The sequence below is a fragment of the Streptomyces iranensis genome (assembly GCF_017874715.1).
GTDB classification, from domain to species: domain Bacteria; phylum Actinomycetota; class Actinomycetes; order Streptomycetales; family Streptomycetaceae; genus Streptomyces; species Streptomyces iranensis.
In genome coordinates this window covers 19,635-39,259 of record NZ_JAGGLR010000023.1, presented here as the reverse complement: position 1 = coordinate 39,259, position 19,625 = coordinate 19,635, and the positions used below count along the sequence as shown (strand labels likewise).

Here is a 19,625-nt window from a genome sequence, read left to right as displayed (position 1 = left end):
CAATACGAAAGGCGTGCTCTGCCTTGAAGAATTCACGGCCGGAAAACTTGTTTTCTTCCGCGATGATGTGGGCGTCTCGCGCGTGAACTGGTCACGGACGCCGATCGGCGCCGGAGACGGCCGTCCTGCGGCACGCGTTCCCTCATGTGCGCGTGGGCAGTAAATACTTTTGCAGTCGTGCCCGGGTGGGTCACATCGCGGACCTCGTCCACGAGGCCGCGCGCGGTGAGGATCAAGGACGGGCCGGGCAGTCACCTCGCTGTGCCGCCGTGCGTGCGCAGGCGGGGAGCGAAGGCCATGTGGAACACGCCGGCCGCGGCGCCGACGGCCGCGGCGTTGGCGCTGAGCGTGGAGTAGGTGACCCGCACCGGGCGGACCCGGCGGGCGATCGGAAAGCGGTTGACCGCGGTGGAGATCTCCGCGAGATACAACTCCGCGACATCGGGCGGGACCGCGGGCCCGCCGACGATCATCAGGTCCGTGTCGTACAGGTCGGTCATCGCGACAGCGCCGCGGGCGACGACCCGGGCGACGCCGCGGATCGCGTCGATCGCCCGCGTGTCGCCGTCGGCCGCCGCCGAGCACACCGCGCCGTAGGCGTGCCGGCCCGGCGGCGTGTTCAGACCCGCCTGGGCCGCGCGTGCGACCACCGCGGACATCGGCGCGCACTCGGGAACCATCAACGGGCCTCCCTCGGGCGTCACTTGGCCGAGCGCGTAGGCGGCGAGCTCGCCGAACTCGCCGACGTTGCCCGAAGCGCCCCGGAACACGTCGCCGTTGAGGAACGCGCCGCTGCCCGCACCCGCGCCGAGATACAGGTACACGAAGTCGGCGCTGTTCCCGCCCGCGCCGAGCCACTGCTCGCCGATCGCCGCGGCCGTCGCGTCCTTCTCCAGGAGCACCGGCCGACCCAGCATCCTGCCCAGCTCGGCGCGGAGCGGCACCTCGCCCCACGCTGCCCACAGCGGCGGATTGAGCAGTACGCCCTCCTGCGCGTCCAGCGGGCCGGGCGCCGCGACTCCGACCCCGAGCAGATTTTGCCCGAGCGGCCCCGCGGCGGCGAGTGTGTGCTGGGTCGTGCGCGCCATCCACTCCATGCAGAACCGCGGGCCGCTGCTCCGCGTCACCGTGAGTGTGTGACGCGATCGTACGGTGCCGCACAGATCGACCAGTACATGGGTGATCAACTCGGGATCCACGTGGATGCCGATCGCACAGCCCGCCTCCGGACGCAGCCGCAGCGGCACCCGTGGCTTGCCGGTGCCGGTCGAGCGCCGCTCGTCGGCCACGAGGATCCCGGAGGTGAGCAGGTTGCGGGTGATCCGGGAGACCGCTTGCGGAGTCAGCCCCGTGCGCTCGGCGATCTCGGTCCGGCTGAGCGAACCCGCCACCCTGACCGACTCGATGACCAGCTTCTCGTTGAACGACCCCAACGCAGGCTGATCGAAGGCGCGGGGCACCGCGCGCCGCTGCCCGGTCGCCGCCGCGAGGTCCGGGCGCAGCCACCAAAACGGAGCGCCGCCCGGTGTCCGGGACCGCTCACGCGCCGTGTCCGACAGTGCGTCGAGGGCCACCCGCGCGGCCTGCGGCTGATGCTCCAGCTCGAGCTGGGCGAGCAGGGAGACGGTAGCGGCCCAACCCATCGACGCGGGCGCCACGTGCGTGCGGGTGTTCGCCGGCAGCCCGGCAGGTCCCGCCGCTCCACCCCAGGTGACGAGGTGGAGACGGCGCCCGGCCCAGCGGGCGAGCCGCCCCGCGGGCAGCGGCGGTGCCGGACGGACGGCCGCCCCCGGCGGCGCCGCGCCCTGCTCCATGTCGCCGGGGTGCGCGCCCCGCATCGCGGCGCCCAACGCCGCGTAGCGCATGCGCCGTTCGTCCGCGGTCGCCGCTCTGCTGCGCGGCTGCCCGCCGGGGACGGCGTCGGCGACGACGAGGAACGCCGCGCCGTCCGCACGGGCCCACGTGGCCAGGAGCTCGGGCCGCGCGCAGGCCAGTGGCGGCTCAAGAGGCAGACACTCGGGGGCCGTCGGGCCGTCGGGCCGGATCCGCCAGCGCTGCCACACCCGGCCGACCGCGGTGTGCGAGATCCCGAGATGGTCGGCGAGCGCCCTCGCCGACCACGTGCGCTGCGGCGAGGGCGGGCCCGCAAGCGTTGCCGCGACGACGTCCGCCTCGTCGATGCGCACCGGGCGTCCGCTGCGCGGCCGGTGCTCCAGACCGGCCAGGCCGTCAGCCGCGTACCGCTGCCGCCAGGCGGTCACCGTCGGCCGCGAGACACCCAGCCGGTGTGCGCTCCGCGATACGGACAGCCCCGCGGCCGCATCCCGCACGATCGCCACCCGTACCGCCCGCTCCGGTCTGTCCCCGGACCACGCATCGAGCTCCGCCAGCTCCCGCTCGGTCAGCGACACCTCACCCCACGTGGACACGGCCGCCCCTCACACCCCCACTTGAGAACGCAACATGCACCCGCACCGCCATCACCAGCCGCTGTCCGGGCGCGGCGGACTGAGCCGCGGACGCACCCGGCGGTTCGCCCCGGGGTGGGGCCGCCAGGCGCCGCGCACGTCATTCCGTGATCTTGAACGTGTCCTTCGAGTCGTTCTGGAGCTCGACCTGCCCCGGCAGCAGGTTCCGCACCTCGTTGCCGGAGAACGTCCCGGTCCCGGTGACTCCCGAGGAGACCCAGATGCCCTGGTTCGCCGGGCCGTCGATCGTGCTGTTCCGCAGCGTCACCTTTACGTTCTTCTTGGCGATGAACAGGCCCGCGCGCAGCGCGCCACGCATGACGTTGTCCGTCATGGTGACGTTCGTGAACGCGTCGGGGAAGTTCGATGTCGGTGACGGCGAGCCGATCTGCACCCCGTGTCGGACGCCGTTCCAGCCGCCGCCACCGAGCAGGACGTTTCCGCTGACCGTGGCGGATTCCAGCGGGTGGCCCGAGTCGCCGAACACGCCGACCTCCAGCGCGCTGTTCGAGGACACGCTCTTCACCAGGTTGTTCTTGAACTGGATGTCCTTGCCGCCGGCGATCCGGAGGCCATTGGCCCACCAGGGCGCGATCGCGGTGTTGTTCAGCACCCGGGCGCCGCTCAGCCGGCCGTTGTCGCCATTGGTGCCGGAGTCGGAGTAGACGGCGAAGGAGTCGTCGCCGGTGTTGCGGGCGAAGTTGTTCTGGACCGTGATGTCGTCGCCGCGCCTGTCCGGGCTGGGCGTATTGCTGTTGTTGATGTTGAAGCCATCGCCGTACGAGTCCGCGGTCCGGCTGTCGCGGATGGTGCCGCCCGTGCCGGACAGCCAGTTGGCGTCCGTGTGCCGGGTCCAGATCCGCTCGACCAGCCAGCCCTTGGCGCCGCTGGCGTTGATGCCGTAGTCGGAGCCGCCGGGGCCGCGGACGTCCCGGTAGATGGCGTTGGCGTCGATCTGGATGTCGCTCAGCCGGGTGCCGGAGCCGACCAGGATCTGGGAGCGCTGCTCGGCCGGCAGCGGCGGTTTGCGGTAGATCGTGGTGTACCACATACCGGCGCCACGCACGGTCACGCCGGTGAAGTCCAACGGCGCGGCCCCGTCGAAGCTGTTGGTGAGGTACTCGCCCTTCGGGATCCAGACCTTTTTGCCCTGTTCGCGGGCGGTGTCGACGGTCTTCTGGATGGCGATCGTCGAGTCCTTCCCGGACGTCGGGTCGGCGCCGTGGTCGACCACGGAGAGCGAGCCCTCGGGGCGGGTGCGCGCGTTCCCGACGTTCTCCAGGTCGACGGAGTCCACGTCGTAGTAGGCGGCCGTGTTGGCGGCCTCCTTCTTGAGCGTGATGGTGCTGCCGTCGGGGATCGGGGCGCCCTCCACCCAGACGGGGAATTCGTTGTAGAAGCGGTAGGCCGCCCCGCCGGCGTTCGGGTCGTCCGCGTTGGTGCCGGCGTGACGGTAGTTCCATGCCTGCCTGGAGCTGATCGTGATCGCCTGGCGGTACTTGCCGTCGACGTAGAGGTTCAGCGAGGCGTCGATGCCGCCGCCGTGCGGCGCGTCGGGGATGGAGGCGCGCACGACGAGCGTGTTGGCCTGCTTGCCGGTCTTGTTCACCACCGCCACCGACTGGCCGGTCCGGTCCAGCTTGGCGTAGGCGTAGCCGGATGCCTCGGTCTCCGGAGTGGCCTTGGTGGGCGCGGGATCGCCCGGCTTGATGGCGTGGACCTTGGCGCCGCCGCCGAGCGTCCCGGACTCCGCTTCGACGGTCGCGAAGGGGGTACGGGCGCCGGCTCGGGCGGGGGCCTTGGCGGCGGCCTTGGCTTCGGCGCCGGCTCCGGCTCCGGCCTCCGCATGCCCTTCGGTGCCGGGGAGGACGGTGAGGGCGCCGGCGCCGAGCAGTGCGGCACCGGCGACCCAGATGGAGAGTCGCCGGACTCTGCGGTGATGCATGTATGACCTCTCGTTCGCCTGAGCGGCGGTGGGGATGGGTGAGCCCTCAGGGCGTCACTGGGCGGACATGTAAGTCCATCCGATTGACTTACGTCAATGCGGTCGACAGGCCCTATTCACCGGAGACGCGGGAGAGTTGACTCGGCGGCATGAGCCCGCGCGTCCCGCCGAGACGCCGACGGAGCGGGTGGTACGGAGGCGATGTGGCAGGGGCGGCCGGGCGGTCGGCCGCCCGGCCGCAGAGCTCCTACGATATGGCTCTGACCGGCAGGATCACTGCCGTGTTCCGCGGCGCCCGACCCCGGTCGGCGGGGCCTCATGGCATACGGGAAATCCTCCACGCCAGGGGGAGGGCCGCCGACCGCGTCCGCATGACGAAGACTTGCCGGCGGCTTCGCCGAGTTCGTGTCACCGTCCGAGCGCACCACCCGGTACCCATCGCCGGGCGCAGCGAGTTAGTACAACGTATTGACAAAGAGCCGAGGCGGTTCATACGTTCGCAACCTGGCGCCCGGCACCGTCAACCGGTGGCATGTCCCCTCTCCTGCTCCTGCCAGACCTGCCGGGCGCGGTCCAGACCACCCCGAAAGCCGCGTCCTGCCACGCGGTGACGAATGGGAGCGTGCATCCACCTTGACCACCGACACCCGGCGGGCGCTGGTCGTCCGCGGCGGCTGGGACGGGCATCACCCCGTGACGATCAGCGACAGCTTCGTCCCGTACCTCGAGGATCACGGCTTCACCGTCGAGACCTCCGAGGACCTCGCGGTCTACGACGACGCGGAGCGCCTCGCCACCACCGACCTGATCGTCCAGTGCTGGACCATGGGCACCATCACCCGCGAGCAGAGCGCCAACCTCGCCGCCGCGGTCCGCGCCGGCACCGGCCTGGCCGGCTGGCACGGCGGCATCGTCGACTGCTTTCACGACCACGGCTACCACCTGCTCACCGGCGGCAAGTTCGTGATGCACCCGCCCGGCTACCTCGACCACGGCTACGAGATCGTGCCCGAGCGCGCCGGCCACCCCGTCGTCGCCGGGCTCGACGACTTCACCCTCCACTCCGAGCAGTACTGGGTGCTCACCGACCCGCACATCGACGTGCTGGCCACCACCACCTTCCCGCCGGACGAGCTCCACGACCGGCCCGCGGTGATGCCCGCCGTGTGGACCAGGACCTGGGGCCGGGGCCGGGTCTTCGTATCGACCATCGGGCACAAGCCCGACGACTTCGACGTGCCGGAGGTCCGGACGCTGACCGAGAGGGGACTGCTGTGGGCGAGCCGCTGAAGCCACTGCGCGTAGGCATCGTGGGCGCAGGAAGGATCAGCGGCGCCTACCTCGCCACCCTGACCAGGCTGACCTCGGTGGAGCTCACCGCCGTCACCGACCTCGACCGCGGCCGCGCCGAGGCCGCCGCCGCGCAGTACGAGGGCCAGGTCGCCGTGGCGGACTCCGTGGCCGACCTGGTGGCGCGGGAGGACGTGGACGCCGTCCTCAACCTCACCGTCCCGGCCGCCCACGCCGGCGTCGCGCTTCAGGCACTGCGCGCGGGCAAGCACGTCTACGGCGAGAAGCCCCTGGCCGCGAACCGCGAGGAGGCCGACGCCGTGCTCGCCGCCGCCCGCGAGAGGGGTCTGCGGGTCGGTTGCGCACCCGACACCGTCCTCGGCACCGGCACCCAGACCGCGCGCAAGGCGGTCGACGACGGCCTGATCGGCCGACCGGTCGCCGCTACGGCCTTCATGACCGGCGCCGGCCACGAGAAGTGGCACCCGGACCCGGAGTTCTACTACCGGCCCGGCGGCGGCCCGCTGCTGGACATGGGCCCGTACTACCTCTCCGCCCTGGTGCACCTGCTGGGCCCGGTGGTCAAGGTGACCGGCGCGTCCTCCCGCTCGCGCACGGAGCGCACCATCGGCGGCGGCCCGCGCGCCGGGCACAGCTTCCCGGTGGAGGTGGACACGCACATCACCGGCACCCTGGAGCACGCCGAAGGTGCCTTGTCCACGCTCATCATGAGCTTCGACATACGCGCCGCGCGCCTGCCGCGCATCGAGGTACACGGCACCGAGGCCTCGCTGTCCGTACCCGATCCGAACAACTTCGACGGCGCCGTCGAGCTGAACCGCGGCGACGGCTGGGAGACGCTGCCGGCCTCGGCCGGCTACCCGGACGCGGGGCGCGGCGCAGCCCTCGCCGACCTGTCCGAGGCCCTGTCGGCCGGCCGCCCGCACCGCGCGTCGGCCGAACTCGCCGCCCACGTCCTGGACGTCATGCTGACGCTCATGGACGCGGCGGAGCAGGGCCGGGCCCTGCCGGTCACCAGCACCTGCGAGCGTCCCGCCCCGGTCGCCCGCTGACCCCGTCCGCATCACCTCCCCGCTCGGCACCACCCGGTATCGCCGACAAGACCCGAAAGACAGGCCCTGGATGCACGACGACCGGAAGCTGGTCGAAGCCCGCCTGGAACGCGTCCTCAACGAACGCGTCCGGCCCGCCGTCCACTCCGCCACCACACCCCTGACCGTGGAGATCTGGTCCACGGCGGACGAGCCCGTCCCGGTGGCCGAGGGGCTGGCGGCACCGACCCGCACGATCGCCACCGGCACCCCCTGGGGTGCGCCGTGGGGGACCAGCTGGTTCAAGGTGACCGGCGAGGTGCCGGCCGAGTGGGCCGGAAGGACGGTCGAGGCCGTGCTCGACCTCGGCTTCACCCCGCGCACCCCCGGCTTCCAGTGCGAGGGCCTGGTCTACGAGCCCGACGGCACCCCGGTCAAGGGCCTCCACCCGCGCAACAACCACGTCCGCGTCGGCGCCCCGGCCGCCGGGGGCGAGCAGATCCACTGGCGCATCGAGGCCGCCTCCAACCCCGATCTCGAGGCGGACGGCGTGCCCTTCCGGCCGACCCGGCTCGGCGACCGGGCGACCGCGGGCGACGCGCCCCAGTACGTCCTCGGCGACATGGTGCTGGCCGTCTTCGACGAGACGGTGTGGAACCTGGTCATGGACCTGGAGGTGGTCGGCGAGCTGATGGCCGAGCTGCCCGTCGACGGCGCCCGCCGCTGGGATCTCCTGCGCGCCGTCAGCCGCGCGCTGGACGCCATCGACCCGCAGGACGTGAACGGCACCGCCCAGGCCGCGCGGGACGAGCTCGCCGGGGTGCTGGCCGCGCCCGCGAGCCCCGCGGCGCACCGCATCAGCGCCGTCGGCCACGCCCACATCGACTCCGCCTGGCTGTGGCCGCTGCGCGAGACGGTCCGCAAGGTCGCCCGTACCGCCTCGAACATGACCAAGCTCCTCGAGGACGAGCCGGAATTCGTCTTCGCCATGTCGCAGGCCCAGCAGTTCGCCTGGATCAAGGAGCACCGCCCCGAGGTCTACGCCAAGGTCAAGAAGGCGGTCGCGGACGGCCGCTTCGTGCCGGTGGGCGGCATGTGGGTCGAATCCGACACCAACATGCCCGGCTCCGAGGCGATGGCCCGGCAGTTCGTCCACGGCAAGCGCTTCTTCCTCGAAGAGTTCGGCATCGAGAACGACGAGGCATGGCTCCCCGACACCTTCGGCTTCGCCGCCGGTCTGCCGCAGATCATCAAGGCCGCCGGCTCCGACCGCCTCCTCACTCAGAAGATCTCCTGGAGCAAGACCAACTCCTTCCCGCACCACACCTTCGACTGGGAGGGCATCGACGGCACCCGGATCTTCACCCACTTCCCGCCGGTCGACTCCTACAACTGCGAGATGACGGGCGCCCAGCTCGCGCACGCCGCCCGCAACTTCAAGGAGAAGGGGGTCGCCAGGCACTCCCTCGCCCCGGTCGGCTACGGCGACGGTGGCGGCGGCACCACGCGCGAGATGGTCGCGAAGGCGGCGCGGCTGCGCGGCATGGAGGGCGCGCCGACGGTCCAGTGGGAATCTCCCGCCGACTTCTTCGAGAAGGCCGAGGCCGAATACCCCGATCCGCCGGTGTGGGTCGGCGAGCTCTACCTGGAGCTGCACCGCGCCACCCTCACCAGCCAGGCGCAGACCAAGCGCGGCAACCGGCGCGGCGAGTCGCTGCTGACGGAGGCCGAGCTGTGGGCGGCCACGGCGGCGGTACGGGCGGGAGCGCCGTATCCGTACGAAGAGCTCGACCGGATCTGGAAGACGGTGCTGCTGCACCAGTTCCACGACATCCTGCCGGGCTCGTCGATCGCCTGGGTGCACCGGGAGGCACGGGAGACGTATGCGCGGGTGGCGCAGGAACTGGAGGGCATCATCGAGGGTGCGCAGCGCGCGCTCGCCGGTGCGGGCACCAGTGAGCTGGTATTCAACTCGGCGCCGCACACCCGGCGCGGTGTCCCGGCCGGCGGCGCGTCGGCCGCTGCCGACGAGGGCGGCGGCGTCGTCCCGGTCCCGCGCGACGGCGGCGGCTACGTCCTCGACAACGGCCTCCTGCGCGTCGAGATCGACGCCCGCGGCCTGGTCGTCTCCGCCTACGATCGCGCTGCCGGCCGGGAGGCGATCGCCCCCGGGCAGGCGGCCAACCTGCTCCAGCTGCACCCCGACTTCCCCAACCAGTGGGACGCCTGGGACGTCGACGCCTTCTACCGCAACACCGGCAGCGACCTCACCGAAACGGCCGCTCTGGGCGTCGAGGGCACCTCGGTGCGTATCGTGCGCGCCTTCGGCGGCTCCCGCGTCAGCCAGCTCCTGTCCGTACCGAAGGACGTCAAGCGGCTCGACATCGACACCGAGGTCGACTGGCACGAGACCGAGCGCTTCCTGAAGCTCGCCTTCCCGCTGGACGTGAAGGCCGACCGGTACGCCTCGGAGACGCAGTACGGGCACGTCTACCGGCCCACCCACCAGAACACCAGCTGGGAGTGGGCGAAGTTCGAGGCCTGCAACCACCGCTTTGTGCATGTCGACGAGCCCGGCTGGGGCGTGGCGATCGTCAACGACGCCACGTACGGCCACGATGTGACCCGCGCGGTACGGACCGGTGTCGACGCGGGGACCACCACCACCGTACGGGCGTCGCTGCTGCGCGCGCCCCGCTACCCGGATCCGGAGACCGACCAGGGCGTACACCGCTTCCACCATGCGCTGGTCCCGGGCGCCACGGTCGGCGACGCGGTACGCGAGGGCTACCGCGCCAACCTGCCGGAGCGCCGCGTCACCGGCACCGCCGCCGGGGTGGCGCCCCTGGTCGGGGTCGACAATGACGCCGTCGTGGTGAGCGCGGTCAAGCTCGCCGACGACCACAGCGGCGACCTGGTGGTCCGCCTCTACGAGGCGAACGGCGCCCGCGCCCGCGCTGCCGTCCGCGTCGACGGCTTCGCCGCCGACCGGGCGGTCCTCACGGACCTGCTGGAACGCCCGCTCCCCGGCGACGAACGGCCGACCGTGGCCGACGGCGGCGTGGCGCTCGCGCTGCGGCCGTTCCAGATGGTGACCCTGCGGCTGCCGCGCGGCTGAGAGGACCGGACCGATATGACTGCCCCAACGGCACGCGCGGACCGTCCCACGGTGGTGTGCGTGATGAGCCCCGACGTCGCCGGTCTCGTACTGCCGACGGAGCTGCGCGATCAGCTGGCCGGGATGGTGCGGCTGGTCCCGGACCCGTCGGGTGCTCAGGTGCACGCCGCCTTCCCCGAGGCGCTTGCCGAGGCGGAGGTGCTGGTCAGCAGCTGGGGCTGCCCGCGGCTGACGGCCGATGTGCTGGCGCGGGCCCCGAGGCTGCGGGCCGTGCTGCACGCCGCCGGTACGGTCAAGTCGCTGGTGAGCGAGGCGGTGTGGGAGCGCGGCATCGTGGTCTCCTCGGCCGCCGATGCCAACGCCGGCCCGGTCGTCGCGTACACCGCCGCTCTGATCACGCTCGCCGCCCGGCGGACGCTGACCATGGCGGCGGGATACGGCGCCGGGTGGCCGGACCACACGCTCCGCTCGGGTGGCGACGGCCTGACGGTGGGCATCATCGGCGCCTCCCGCATCGGCCGCGGCGTGATCGCCCAACTGGCGCGCTCCGACGCGGGCTACCGGATCCTGCTCAGCGACCCGTATGTCACGCACGGGGAGGCCCGGTCGCTGGGCGCGGAGCCGGTGGAACTCGCCGAACTCTGCCGCCGCTCGGAGGTGGTGAGCGTGCACGCGCCGCTGCTGCCGGAGACGACGGGGCTGCTGGACGCGAAGCTGCTGGCGCTGCTCCCCGACGGGGCCGCGGTGATCAATACGGCACGGGGCGCGATCGTCGACACCGAGGCCCTGACGCGCGAATGCGTCTCGGGCCGGCTCGAGGCGTACCTCGACGTGACGGACCCCGAACCCGTGCCGCCGGGGCACCCGCTGGCTTCGCTGCCGAATGTGCTGCTCACTCCGCATATCGCCGGCGCCCAGGGCACAGAGGTGCGGCGGCTCGGGCAGTACGCGGTCGCCGAGCTCGCCCGCTGGCTGGCGGACGAGCCACTGCGGGGCGAGGTCACGCGAGAGGCGCTCGCCCGGCTGGCCTGAGCCTCCAATCACGCCGTCTTTCGATGATGAAAGGGCTCCACCTCATGACAACGGTTCAACGATCGGCCGCTCCGGCGGCCGAGGAGGGCAGAGGGGCGGACACCCGCCGGCCGCGGCGCCCGCGCCCGGCCGGCCGGCGAGACGTGGCGCTGTTCTGGTTCGCGATACCAGGGCTGACAGCGCTGCTGCTGTTCCACTACGTTCCGCTGCTCGGAAACGTCATCGCGTTCCAGGACTACCAGCCGTACATCGGCATCATGCACAGCCCCTGGAGCGGGCTGGACAACTTCGATGTCCTCTTCAACGGTGACGACCAGTTCCTGCGGGCACTGGTCAACACGCTGCAGCTGACGCTGATACAGGTCGTCTTCGTGTTCCCCGCGCCCATCCTCCTCGCCCTCGCTCTGAACAGCCTGGTCAGCGAGCGGGTCAAGAAGTGGGTGCAGAACGTGCTGTATCTGCCGCACTTCCTGTCCTGGGTGGTCGTCGTCGCCCTCTTCCAGCAGATGCTGGGCAACACCGGCATGCTCAACCTGTTCCTGCAGGCCCACGACTTGGGCACCTGGAACATCATCGGCAACCCGGAGCTGTTCAAGTCGCTGCTCACCTCCCAGGTCATCTGGAAGGACACCGGCTGGGGCACCATCCTCTTCCTGGCCGCCCTCTCCCGCGTCGACAGCGACCTCTACGAGGCCGCCGCGATGGACGGCGCCAGCCGCTTGCGGCAGACCTGGCACGTCACCCTGCCCGCGCTGCGCGGCCTGGTGATCCTGCTGCTCATCCTCCGCCTCGGCGACGCCCTCTCGGTCGGCTTCGAGCAGATCCTGCTGCAGCAGGGCGGCGTCGGCCTGGAGAACAGCGAAGTCATGGACACCTACGTCTACAACCACGGTCTCATCGGCGGGGACTGGGGCGTCAGCGCCGCCGTCGGCCTCGTCAAGGGGCTGGTCGGGGTCGCGCTGGTCCTGGGTGCCAACAAGGTCGCCCACCTCTTCGGCGAGGAAGGTGTCTACAAGTCATGACAACGCTGTCGCCAACCCACCCGGTGCGCCGCGGGCAGCGCCGGGCCTACAGCGCCATCCCCGGCGAGACCCCCGGCACCCCGCCGTGGCGCGCCCTGAAGTCGTCGATCCTGCTGATCTGCGTGGTCCTGGTGCTGCTGCCGTTCCTGGCGATCATCTCGACCTCGCTTGCCGACACCGCACAGGTCACCAAGGCCGGCGGCTATGTCCTGTGGCCCGACAACCCGAGCTTCTCCGCCTACTCGGCGCTGCTCTCCGGCGGGCTGGTCTCCAAGGCCATGTTCGTCAGCGTCGGCATCACCGCCGTCGGCACGGCCCTGTCGCTGCTCAGCTCCATCTCGCTGGCCTACGGACTCAGCCGGCCGGGCTCCTTCGGGCACAAGCCCATCCTGATACTGCTGCTGATGTCGTTGCTGTTCGTGCCGGGCGTCATACCCAGCTATCTGATGGTGAAGCAGCTCGGCCTGATCAACAGCTACTGGTCACTGATCCTGCCGACCATGATCAACGCATTCAACGTGATCGTGTTGCGCTCCTTCTTCATGGGCATCCCCAAGGAGCTCATCGACTCGGCGCGCATCGACGGCGCCTCCGAGCTGTCGATCCTGACCCGGATCGTGCTCCCGCTGTCCAAGGCGTCGGTCGCGGTCATCGGCCTGTTCTACGCGGTGACGTACTGGAACGCCTTCTTCAACGCGCTGCTCTACATCAACGACGCCGCCAAGTGGCCGATGCAGATGGTGCTGCGCACATACGTCGTCAACAACGCGGCTCTCAGCGGTGGCCAGGTCGACGTCGCGGCCGGCGTGCCGCTGCCGCCGGCACAGTCGCTGCAGGCGGCCATCCTCGTGCTCTCGATCGTGCCCATCGTGATCGTCTACCCCTTCCTGCAGCGGCATATGAACAAGGGCGTAATGGTCGGAGCGGTGAAGGGATGACGGTGATGAAGCCATCTATCAGCCGCCGCGGCTTTCTCGCCTCGGCCGCCGGTGCCACGGCCGGGCTCACCCTGGCCGGCTGCGGTGACTACGAGCCGGTCTCGGCCAGGGCGGCCAACGCCAAGGCCACGCTGCCCACGTACATCCCGTACCAGGGCGTGCCGACGTCGATGCCCGCGACGGCGGACGGCGTCTCGGTCGGCTACGAGCACTACCCCGCCGACCCCGTCGAGGCGCTGCCGGACGGCCCGCCCGCCAAGGGCCCCGCCATCGACATCATGACGCTGATCTTCAATCCGGTGCCGCCGCCGGTGGGGAGCAACGTCATGTGGCAGGCGCTCAACAAGAGCATCGGCTGCGACCTCAACTTCGAGATCACGCCGGTCGCCGACTACCCGAACAAGTTCGCCGTGACGCTCGCGGGCGGCGATCTGCCGGACGCGATGCTGATGCTGCCGCCGAAGGACAACGCCGCGGCGACGCCGGGCATGCTGGACGCCCTCTTCGAGGACCTCACCCCGCATCTGTCCAGGGACAACATCCGGGACTACCCGTACCTCGCCAACATCCCGACCGCTTCCTGGGGGCCCTGTGTGCTCAACGGCGGCATCTACGGGATCCCGATGCCCCGGCCGGTCTCCGGCGGTCCGATCTTCACCCGCCTCGACCTGCTCGAGAAGCTGGACGTCGACCCGAACCCGAACAGCTGGAAGGAGTACTTCCAGCTGTGCAAGGACGTCACCGACCGCAAGCGCAACCAGTACGCCATGGGCGACCCCATCACCGCGTTCGACACCACCATGCAGATGCTGGGCGGGCCCAACAAATGGCGTGAGGAAGGAGGGAAGTTCACCTTCTGGCTCGAGACCGAGGAGGCCAAGCAGGCCATGGACGCGGTCCGCCAGATGACGAAGGCCGGAGTCATGCACCCGGACGCCTACACCGTCACGGGCAAGGTCAAGGAGTGGTTCGGCACCGGCCGGGTCGTCATCAACCCCGACGGGGCCGCCGCGTGGAACGACTACTACACCACCTACGCTTCCGCGGCGAAGGGCTTCGACCTCGGCTACCTGATGCCGCCCAGCTGGGACGGTGGCAAGGGCACCTACTGGTCGGGCCAGTCCTATTACGGCGTTCTCATCATCAAGAAGGCGCCCAAGGCACGTATCAAGCAGATCCTGCGGGCGATGAACGCCCTTGCCGCGCCCTTCGGCACGGACAGCTATCTGCTGCGCAAGTACGGCGTCCGGGGCCCGGACCACACTATGAAGGGGGCCGACCCGATCCTCACGCCGAAGGGCACGGCCGAGGTCACCCTGCCGACGACGTTCGCCACGGACGCGCCCTTCACGCTCTACTACCCGGTCAAGCCGGAGATCGTGAAGACGCAGTACGCGTTCCAGAAGGACGCCGTCGAGCGGTTGGTCCGCAACCCCACCGAGTCCCTCTACTCGCCCACCAACGCCAAGAAGTCCGCACTGCTGCAGAAGGCCCTGGACGACACCCGCAAGGGCATCATGCAGGGCCGCGTCCCCCTCGAGGAGTGGGACGGCGTCATGCGCAACTGGCGCAAGGAGGCGGGCGATCAGATCCGCGCCGAGTTCGAAAAGGCATGGGAGACCCGCTACTGATGCACCGCCGTACCCCCGCCGAGGACCGCGCCCGCTGGGAGCGGACCGCCGACGACATGCTGCTCGCCGTCCGTCCGTACGCCACCGGAGGGCACGACCTGATCCACCTGCCTGGTACGCCGAGCCACAACGGCGCGCACAGCGACGGCCTCGAGGGGTTCGCCCGCACGTTCCTGCTGGCCGCGTTCCGGCTGGCGGGGGCGGCGGGCGCGGACCCGCACGACCTCGCCGGGTGGTACGCGGCCGGCCTCACCGCCGGCACCGACCCGCGGAACCCGGACCGCTGGCCGACCTTCACCGAGTGCAACCAGGCGAAGGTCGAGGCGGCCTCCATCGCGCTCGCGCTGCACGAGACCCGGCCCTGGATCTGGGACCGGCTGGACGCGAAGGTCCGGCAGCGGCTGCTGGACTGGCTGGCGCCGATGGTCGGCGATCCGATGCCGGGGAACAACTGGATCTGGTTCCAGGGCGTCACCGAAGCCTTCGCCCGGACCGTTGGAGGCGAGTGGCGCCAGCAGGACCTCGACCGGACCATCGCGCTGACCGATGGCTGGTACGCGGGCGACGGCTGGTACTCCGACGGGCTGACCGGCGCCGGACACCGCAACTTCGACCACTACAACGGGTGGGCGATGCACCTCTACCCGCCGTGGTTCTGCCGCATCCTCGGCGATGCGGCGCCCGCCGGGCTGCTGGACCGCTACCGGGAGCGGCTGCGGCGGTTTCTGGCGGACCAGCGGCTGCTGGTCGGAGCCAACGGCTCACCGCTGATCCAGGGCCGCTCGCTCACGTACCGGCATGCGGCGCTGGCTTCCGTGTGGACCGGCGCCGTCTTCGACGCCACACCGCTGGCGCCGGGGGAGACCCGGTCGCTCGCCACCCGCATGCTCGACCACTTCAACGGGCACGGGGCGCTGAACGCGCGGGGGCTGCTCACGCTCGGCTGGCACCGGCCCTTCCGCGGCATCCTGCAGAGCTACTCCGGCCCCGCCTCCCCGTACTGGGCGAGCAAGGGCTTCATCGGTCTCGCCCTGCCGCCGGACCACCCGGTGTGGACGGAGGAGGCGGCGCCGCTCGCCGTCGAAGCGGGCGACTTCGCACAGGCGTTGACGACGCCCGGCTGGCTCGTCTCCGGCACCGCCGCCGATGGCGTCGTACGCGTCGTCAACCACGGCGGCGACCACGCCGACCCGGCCCGCCCGCACGCCGACGACCCGTCCTACGCGCGCTTCGCCTACTCCACGCACACCGCGCCGGAGACCCCCGGCGACCCGACCGTCCCCGGCGGCAGCGCGGACGCCGATCCGCTCGACAACGCGGTCGTGCTGCTCGACGCGGCCGGGCGCGCCTCGCACCGGCGCCCTGTCACCCGTATCTCCATGGACGGCGCCACCGCCGTCTCGCGCTCGCGCGCGCACTGGCTCGACGACGCGACATGGGATGTGTTCGGCGGCCCCGACACCGACTACACCCTCGGCCCCTGGGTCACCGTCGGCTCCGCGCTGCGCGGCTCCGTCGAGGTCCGCGCCGTACGCGTCGACGGCGACCCCGGACCGGGCCATGCGCTGCGGGTCGGCGGCTGGGCCCTGGCCGTGGGCGACCCGCCACCGGACGCCGACACCGCCCGGCCTGCCTGCGCCGACGGCCTCCTGTCCCCGGCGGGCGGCCGCGCCCGGGTCGAAGGCGCCGACGGCCTCATCTCCCTCGTCGTGGGCGCGCGAGGGCTGCCCAACGGCGCGGTGAGACCGGGCTCCGACAGCAACGCCCTCGGCCCCGCCTCCGCCACCCCCGTCGTGGAGACCGAAGGCCCCGTGGCCCACGGCGCCCTTCACATCGCCCTGACGCACCTCGGCGGCACCGACCCCGCCGCCCTGCCCCAGGTCACCACCCGTGCCGACGGCACCACTCTGCTCGCCGACGTGACCTGGGCGGACGGCACCCAGGACACGATCCGACTCCCCGCCCCCGATCCCGACGCGTACGACCCCTGGGAGGACTACCACCGTGCATGACGACCGCAGGATCATCGAGAACCGGATCCGCAAGCTGCTCGACCGGGTCGTCCGCCCCGCCCTGTACAGCGCTGCCCGGCCGCTCTCGCTCAGCGCCTGGTTCGTGGACGGAGAGCCCGTGCCCGTGGCCGACGCGTTGACCGCCGCGTACGAGCCCTTCCAGCTCGGCTCGACATGGGGCGCGCCCTGGTGCACCACCTGGATGCGCGCGAGCGCCGAGATCCCCGCCGACTGGGCGGGCCGCCGCGTCGAGGCCGTCTTCGACCTGGACTTCGACCTCACCAAGGGGCCCGGCGGCCAGGCCGAGGGCCTCGTCCACGACGCCCACGGCGCGCCGGTCCAGGGCCTGCACCCGTACAACCGCAGCGTGCTCCTCGCCGACCCCGCCACCGGCGGCGACGGCGTCGACCTCCTCATCGAGCTCGCCGCCAATCCGCCCATCACCGGCAGTGCGGGGATCAACACCCACTACGGTTCGCGGGCGACGGCCGGCCCCGACCACCTCTACCGCCTCAAGCAGGCCGAGATCGCCGTCCGTGAGGACGACGTCTGGCACCTCATCCACGACATCGAGGTCCTCGGCGAGCTGATGGGCGAGCTCCCGCTCGGCTCCACCCGGCGGCACGAGATCCTTTACGCCCTGCGCCGCGCCGCCGACGCCGTCGACCCGGCCGACGTGGCGGGCACCGCCGCAGCGGCACGCGACCGCCTCGCCGACGTGCTCGCCCGGCCGGCGCACGCCTCCGCGCACACCCTCGCCGCCGTCGGGCACGCCCATATCGACTCGGCCTGGCTGTGGCCGGTGCGCGAGACCGTACGCAAGTGCGCGCGCACCTTCACCAACATGACGGCTCTCGCCCAGGAGTACCCCGAGCTGATCTTCGCCTGCTCCTCGGCGCAGCAGTACGCGTGGATGCGCGAGCAGCGCCCCGAGATCTTCGCCCGGATGAAGAAGGCGGCCGAGGAAGGCAACTGGGTCCCGGTCGGCGGTATGTGGGTCGAGGCCGACGGCAACCTCCCCGGCGGCGAGGCCATGGCCCGCCAGCTGGTCTACGGGCGGCGTTTCTTCGCGGAGGAGTTCGGCGTCGAGCAGAAGGGCGTGTGGCTGCCGGACTCCTTCGGCTACACCGCCGCCTACCCGCAGCTGGCCAGGCTCGCCGGCGCGGAGTGGTTCCTGACCCAGAAGCTCTCCTGGAACGAAACGAACAAGCTGCCGCACCACACCTTCCACTGGGAAGGCATCGACGGCACCCGCATCTTCACCCACCTGCCGCCCGTCGACAGCTACAACGCCTCGCTCACGGCGGCCGAACTCGCCCACGCCGAGCGCAACTTCGAGGACAAGGGGGTGGCCACCCGCTCGCTCGTCCCCTTCGGCTACGGCGACGGCGGTGGCGGCCCCTCCCGCTCCATGCTGGAGAAGGTCCGCAGGCTGCGCGACCTGGAGGGCTCGCCCAAGGTCGCCATCGAGGCGCCGGACGCCTTCTTCGCGGCGGCGCGTGCCGAGCGCACCGAGCTTCCGGTGTGGCGCGGCGAGCTGTACCTGGAGAACCATCGCGGCACCTACACCAGCCAGGCCCGCACCAAACGCGGCAACCGGCGCAGCGAAGCACTGCTGCGCGAGGCCGAGCTGTGGGCGGCGACGGCGGCGGTACGGGCGGGCGCGCCGTACCCGTACGAGCGCCTCGAAGCGCTGTGGCAGCGGGTGCTGCTGAACCAGTTCCACGACATCCTGCCGGGCAGCTCCATCGCGTGGGTGCACCAGCAGGCCGAGCGGGAGTACGGGGAGATCCGCGACGAGCTGGAGACGCTGATCGCGGATGCGGCCGGCCGGCTGCCGGGCGCTGCCGGAGCGCTGCTCAACGCGGGGCCGTACGCGCGCCGCGAGGTCGCCGTCGTCTCCGGCGCCGAACTCCCCGGTGCGCAGCGCCTGTCGGACGGGCGCAGCGTCGTCCTCGCCGAGGTGGACGCCCTCGCCTCGGGCGGCACGGTGGCCGCGCCGCGGCAGGAGGTCACGGCTGCCCCCGAGGGCGGGGGCTTCGTCCTCGACAACGGCGTGGTACGGGTCGTGGTCGACCGGCGCGGTCTGATCACCTCGGTCCGCCACCACGCCGCCGACCGGGAGTCGATCGCCCCGGGCAGCGCCGGCAACCTCCTCCAGCTGCACCCCGACGACCCCAACCTGTGGTCGGCCTGGAACATCGACTCCTACTACCGCGACACCGTCCGCGACCTCGACGAGGCCGAGTCGGTGACGCTTGTCGACGAGGGCCCGCTGCTCGCCTCGGTGCGGGTGGAGCGCGCCTTCGGCGCCTCCCGGATCGTCCAGCACCTCGACCTCGCCGCAGAGTCCCGTCAGGTGACGATCCGCACCGACATCGACTGGCAGGAGCGCGACACCGTACTGAAGGCCGCCTGGCCCCTCGACGTGCACGCGGAGCGCGAGAGCGCCGAGATCCAGTTCGGGCATGTGCAGCGGCCCACGCACGAGAACACCAGCTGGGACGCGGCCCGCTTCGAGCTGTGGGCGCACCGCTGGGTGCACGTGGGGGAGCGGCGCTGGGGCGCGGCGCTGCTCACCGACTCCACGTACGGGCACGACATCCGCCGCGACACCCGCGCGGACGGCGGCACCACGACCACGGTGCGGCTCTCGCTGCTCCGCTCGCCGCACAGTCCCGACCCGCAGGCCGACCGCGGGCGGCACGGCTTCAGCTATGCGCTGGTGGCCGGGGCCGGCATCGAGGAGGCCATCGCGGGGGGTTACGCCCTGAACCTGCCGCTGCGCCCGGCCCCGGCGTCGGCCGCCGCCCTGGTGTCCGTCGACACCGGCGACGTCGTGGTGGAGTCGGTGAAGCTCGCCGACGACCGCGGCGGCGATGTCGTGGTGCGGCTGTACGAGGCGTGCGGCGGGGCGGTGGCGGCGGCGCGGCTCACGGCGGGCTTCGAGCTCGCCGCCGCCTACGACTGCGATCTGCTGGAGCGGCCGGGCGCGCGGCTGGCCGCGTCCGGGGACGGGGCCGTGGTCCTGAGGTTCCGCCCGTTCCAGATCCGTACGCTGCGGCTGCGGCCTACGATGCCCCCGAGCCAGGGGGAGGTACGTTGACGACCGTGAAG

At 71.7% G+C, this 19,625-nt stretch carries 11 protein-coding genes; 9 read left to right on the top strand and 2 right to left on the bottom strand.

What is annotated here, in order from left to right; all coding sequences use genetic code 11:
- Positions 1-251: 251 nt before the first annotated feature.
- Complete coding sequence (locus J2Z30_RS35270) at positions 252-2,429, bottom strand: ROK family protein (RefSeq protein ID WP_052701679.1); 2,178 nt, start codon at positions 2,427-2,429, stop codon at positions 252-254.
- Between the two features lie 139 nt (positions 2,430-2,568).
- Positions 2,569-4,413 carry a right-handed parallel beta-helix repeat-containing protein gene (locus J2Z30_RS35265; protein WP_044578136.1) on the bottom strand — a complete coding sequence of 615 codons (1,845 nt, stop codon included), beginning with the start codon at positions 4,411-4,413 and terminating at the stop codon, positions 2,569-2,571.
- A 633-nt stretch (positions 4,414-5,046) separates the two neighbouring features.
- Between J2Z30_RS35265 and J2Z30_RS35260 the strand changes: the two genes are divergently transcribed.
- The 9 genes from J2Z30_RS35260 (at position 5,047) to J2Z30_RS35220 (ending at position 19,614) form a co-directional block, all read left to right on the top strand.
- The gene (locus J2Z30_RS35260; RefSeq protein WP_078957021.1) at positions 5,047-5,703 is read left to right on the top strand and encodes a ThuA domain-containing protein; all 657 of its coding nucleotides are present in this window, start codon (positions 5,047-5,049) and stop codon (positions 5,701-5,703) included.
- Positions 5,688-6,776 carry a Gfo/Idh/MocA family protein gene (locus J2Z30_RS35255; RefSeq protein ID WP_044578138.1) on the top strand — a complete coding sequence of 363 codons (1,089 nt, stop codon included), beginning with the start codon at positions 5,688-5,690 and terminating at the stop codon, positions 6,774-6,776. The genes J2Z30_RS35260 and J2Z30_RS35255 overlap by 16 nt, the downstream gene beginning before the upstream one ends.
- 70 nt (positions 6,777-6,846) lie before the next feature.
- Positions 6,847-9,873: an alpha-mannosidase gene (locus J2Z30_RS35250; RefSeq protein WP_044578141.1), complete on the top strand. Its 3,027-nt coding sequence runs from the start codon at positions 6,847-6,849 to the stop codon at positions 9,871-9,873.
- A gap of 15 nt (positions 9,874-9,888) precedes the next feature.
- Positions 9,889-10,905: a hydroxyacid dehydrogenase gene (locus J2Z30_RS35245; protein WP_044578144.1), complete on the top strand. Its 1,017-nt coding sequence runs from the start codon at positions 9,889-9,891 to the stop codon at positions 10,903-10,905.
- Positions 10,906-10,949: 44 nt separating this feature from the next.
- Positions 10,950-11,927: an ABC transporter permease gene (locus J2Z30_RS35240; protein ID WP_078957022.1), complete on the top strand. Its 978-nt coding sequence runs from the start codon at positions 10,950-10,952 to the stop codon at positions 11,925-11,927.
- Entirely contained in the window at positions 11,924-12,865 is a 942-nt protein-coding gene (locus J2Z30_RS35235) for a carbohydrate ABC transporter permease (protein ID WP_044578147.1), read from the top strand. Before J2Z30_RS35240 ends, J2Z30_RS35235 begins: the two co-directional genes overlap by 4 nt.
- Positions 12,866-12,870: 5 nt before the next feature.
- Positions 12,871-14,496 (top strand): extracellular solute-binding protein, encoded by a 1,626-nt coding sequence (locus tag J2Z30_RS35230; RefSeq protein WP_044582199.1) that lies wholly within the window; start codon positions 12,871-12,873, stop codon positions 14,494-14,496.
- A complete protein-coding gene (locus J2Z30_RS35225) occupies positions 14,496-16,508 on the top strand; it encodes a DUF2264 domain-containing protein (RefSeq protein WP_052701680.1) in 2,013 nt (670 codons plus the stop codon). The genes J2Z30_RS35230 and J2Z30_RS35225 overlap by 1 nt, the downstream gene beginning before the upstream one ends.
- Positions 16,501-19,614, top strand: coding sequence for an alpha-mannosidase (locus J2Z30_RS35220; protein WP_044578149.1), 3,114 nt, complete (start codon positions 16,501-16,503; stop codon positions 19,612-19,614). Before J2Z30_RS35225 ends, J2Z30_RS35220 begins: the two co-directional genes overlap by 8 nt.
- Positions 19,615-19,625: the final 11 nt, after the last annotated feature.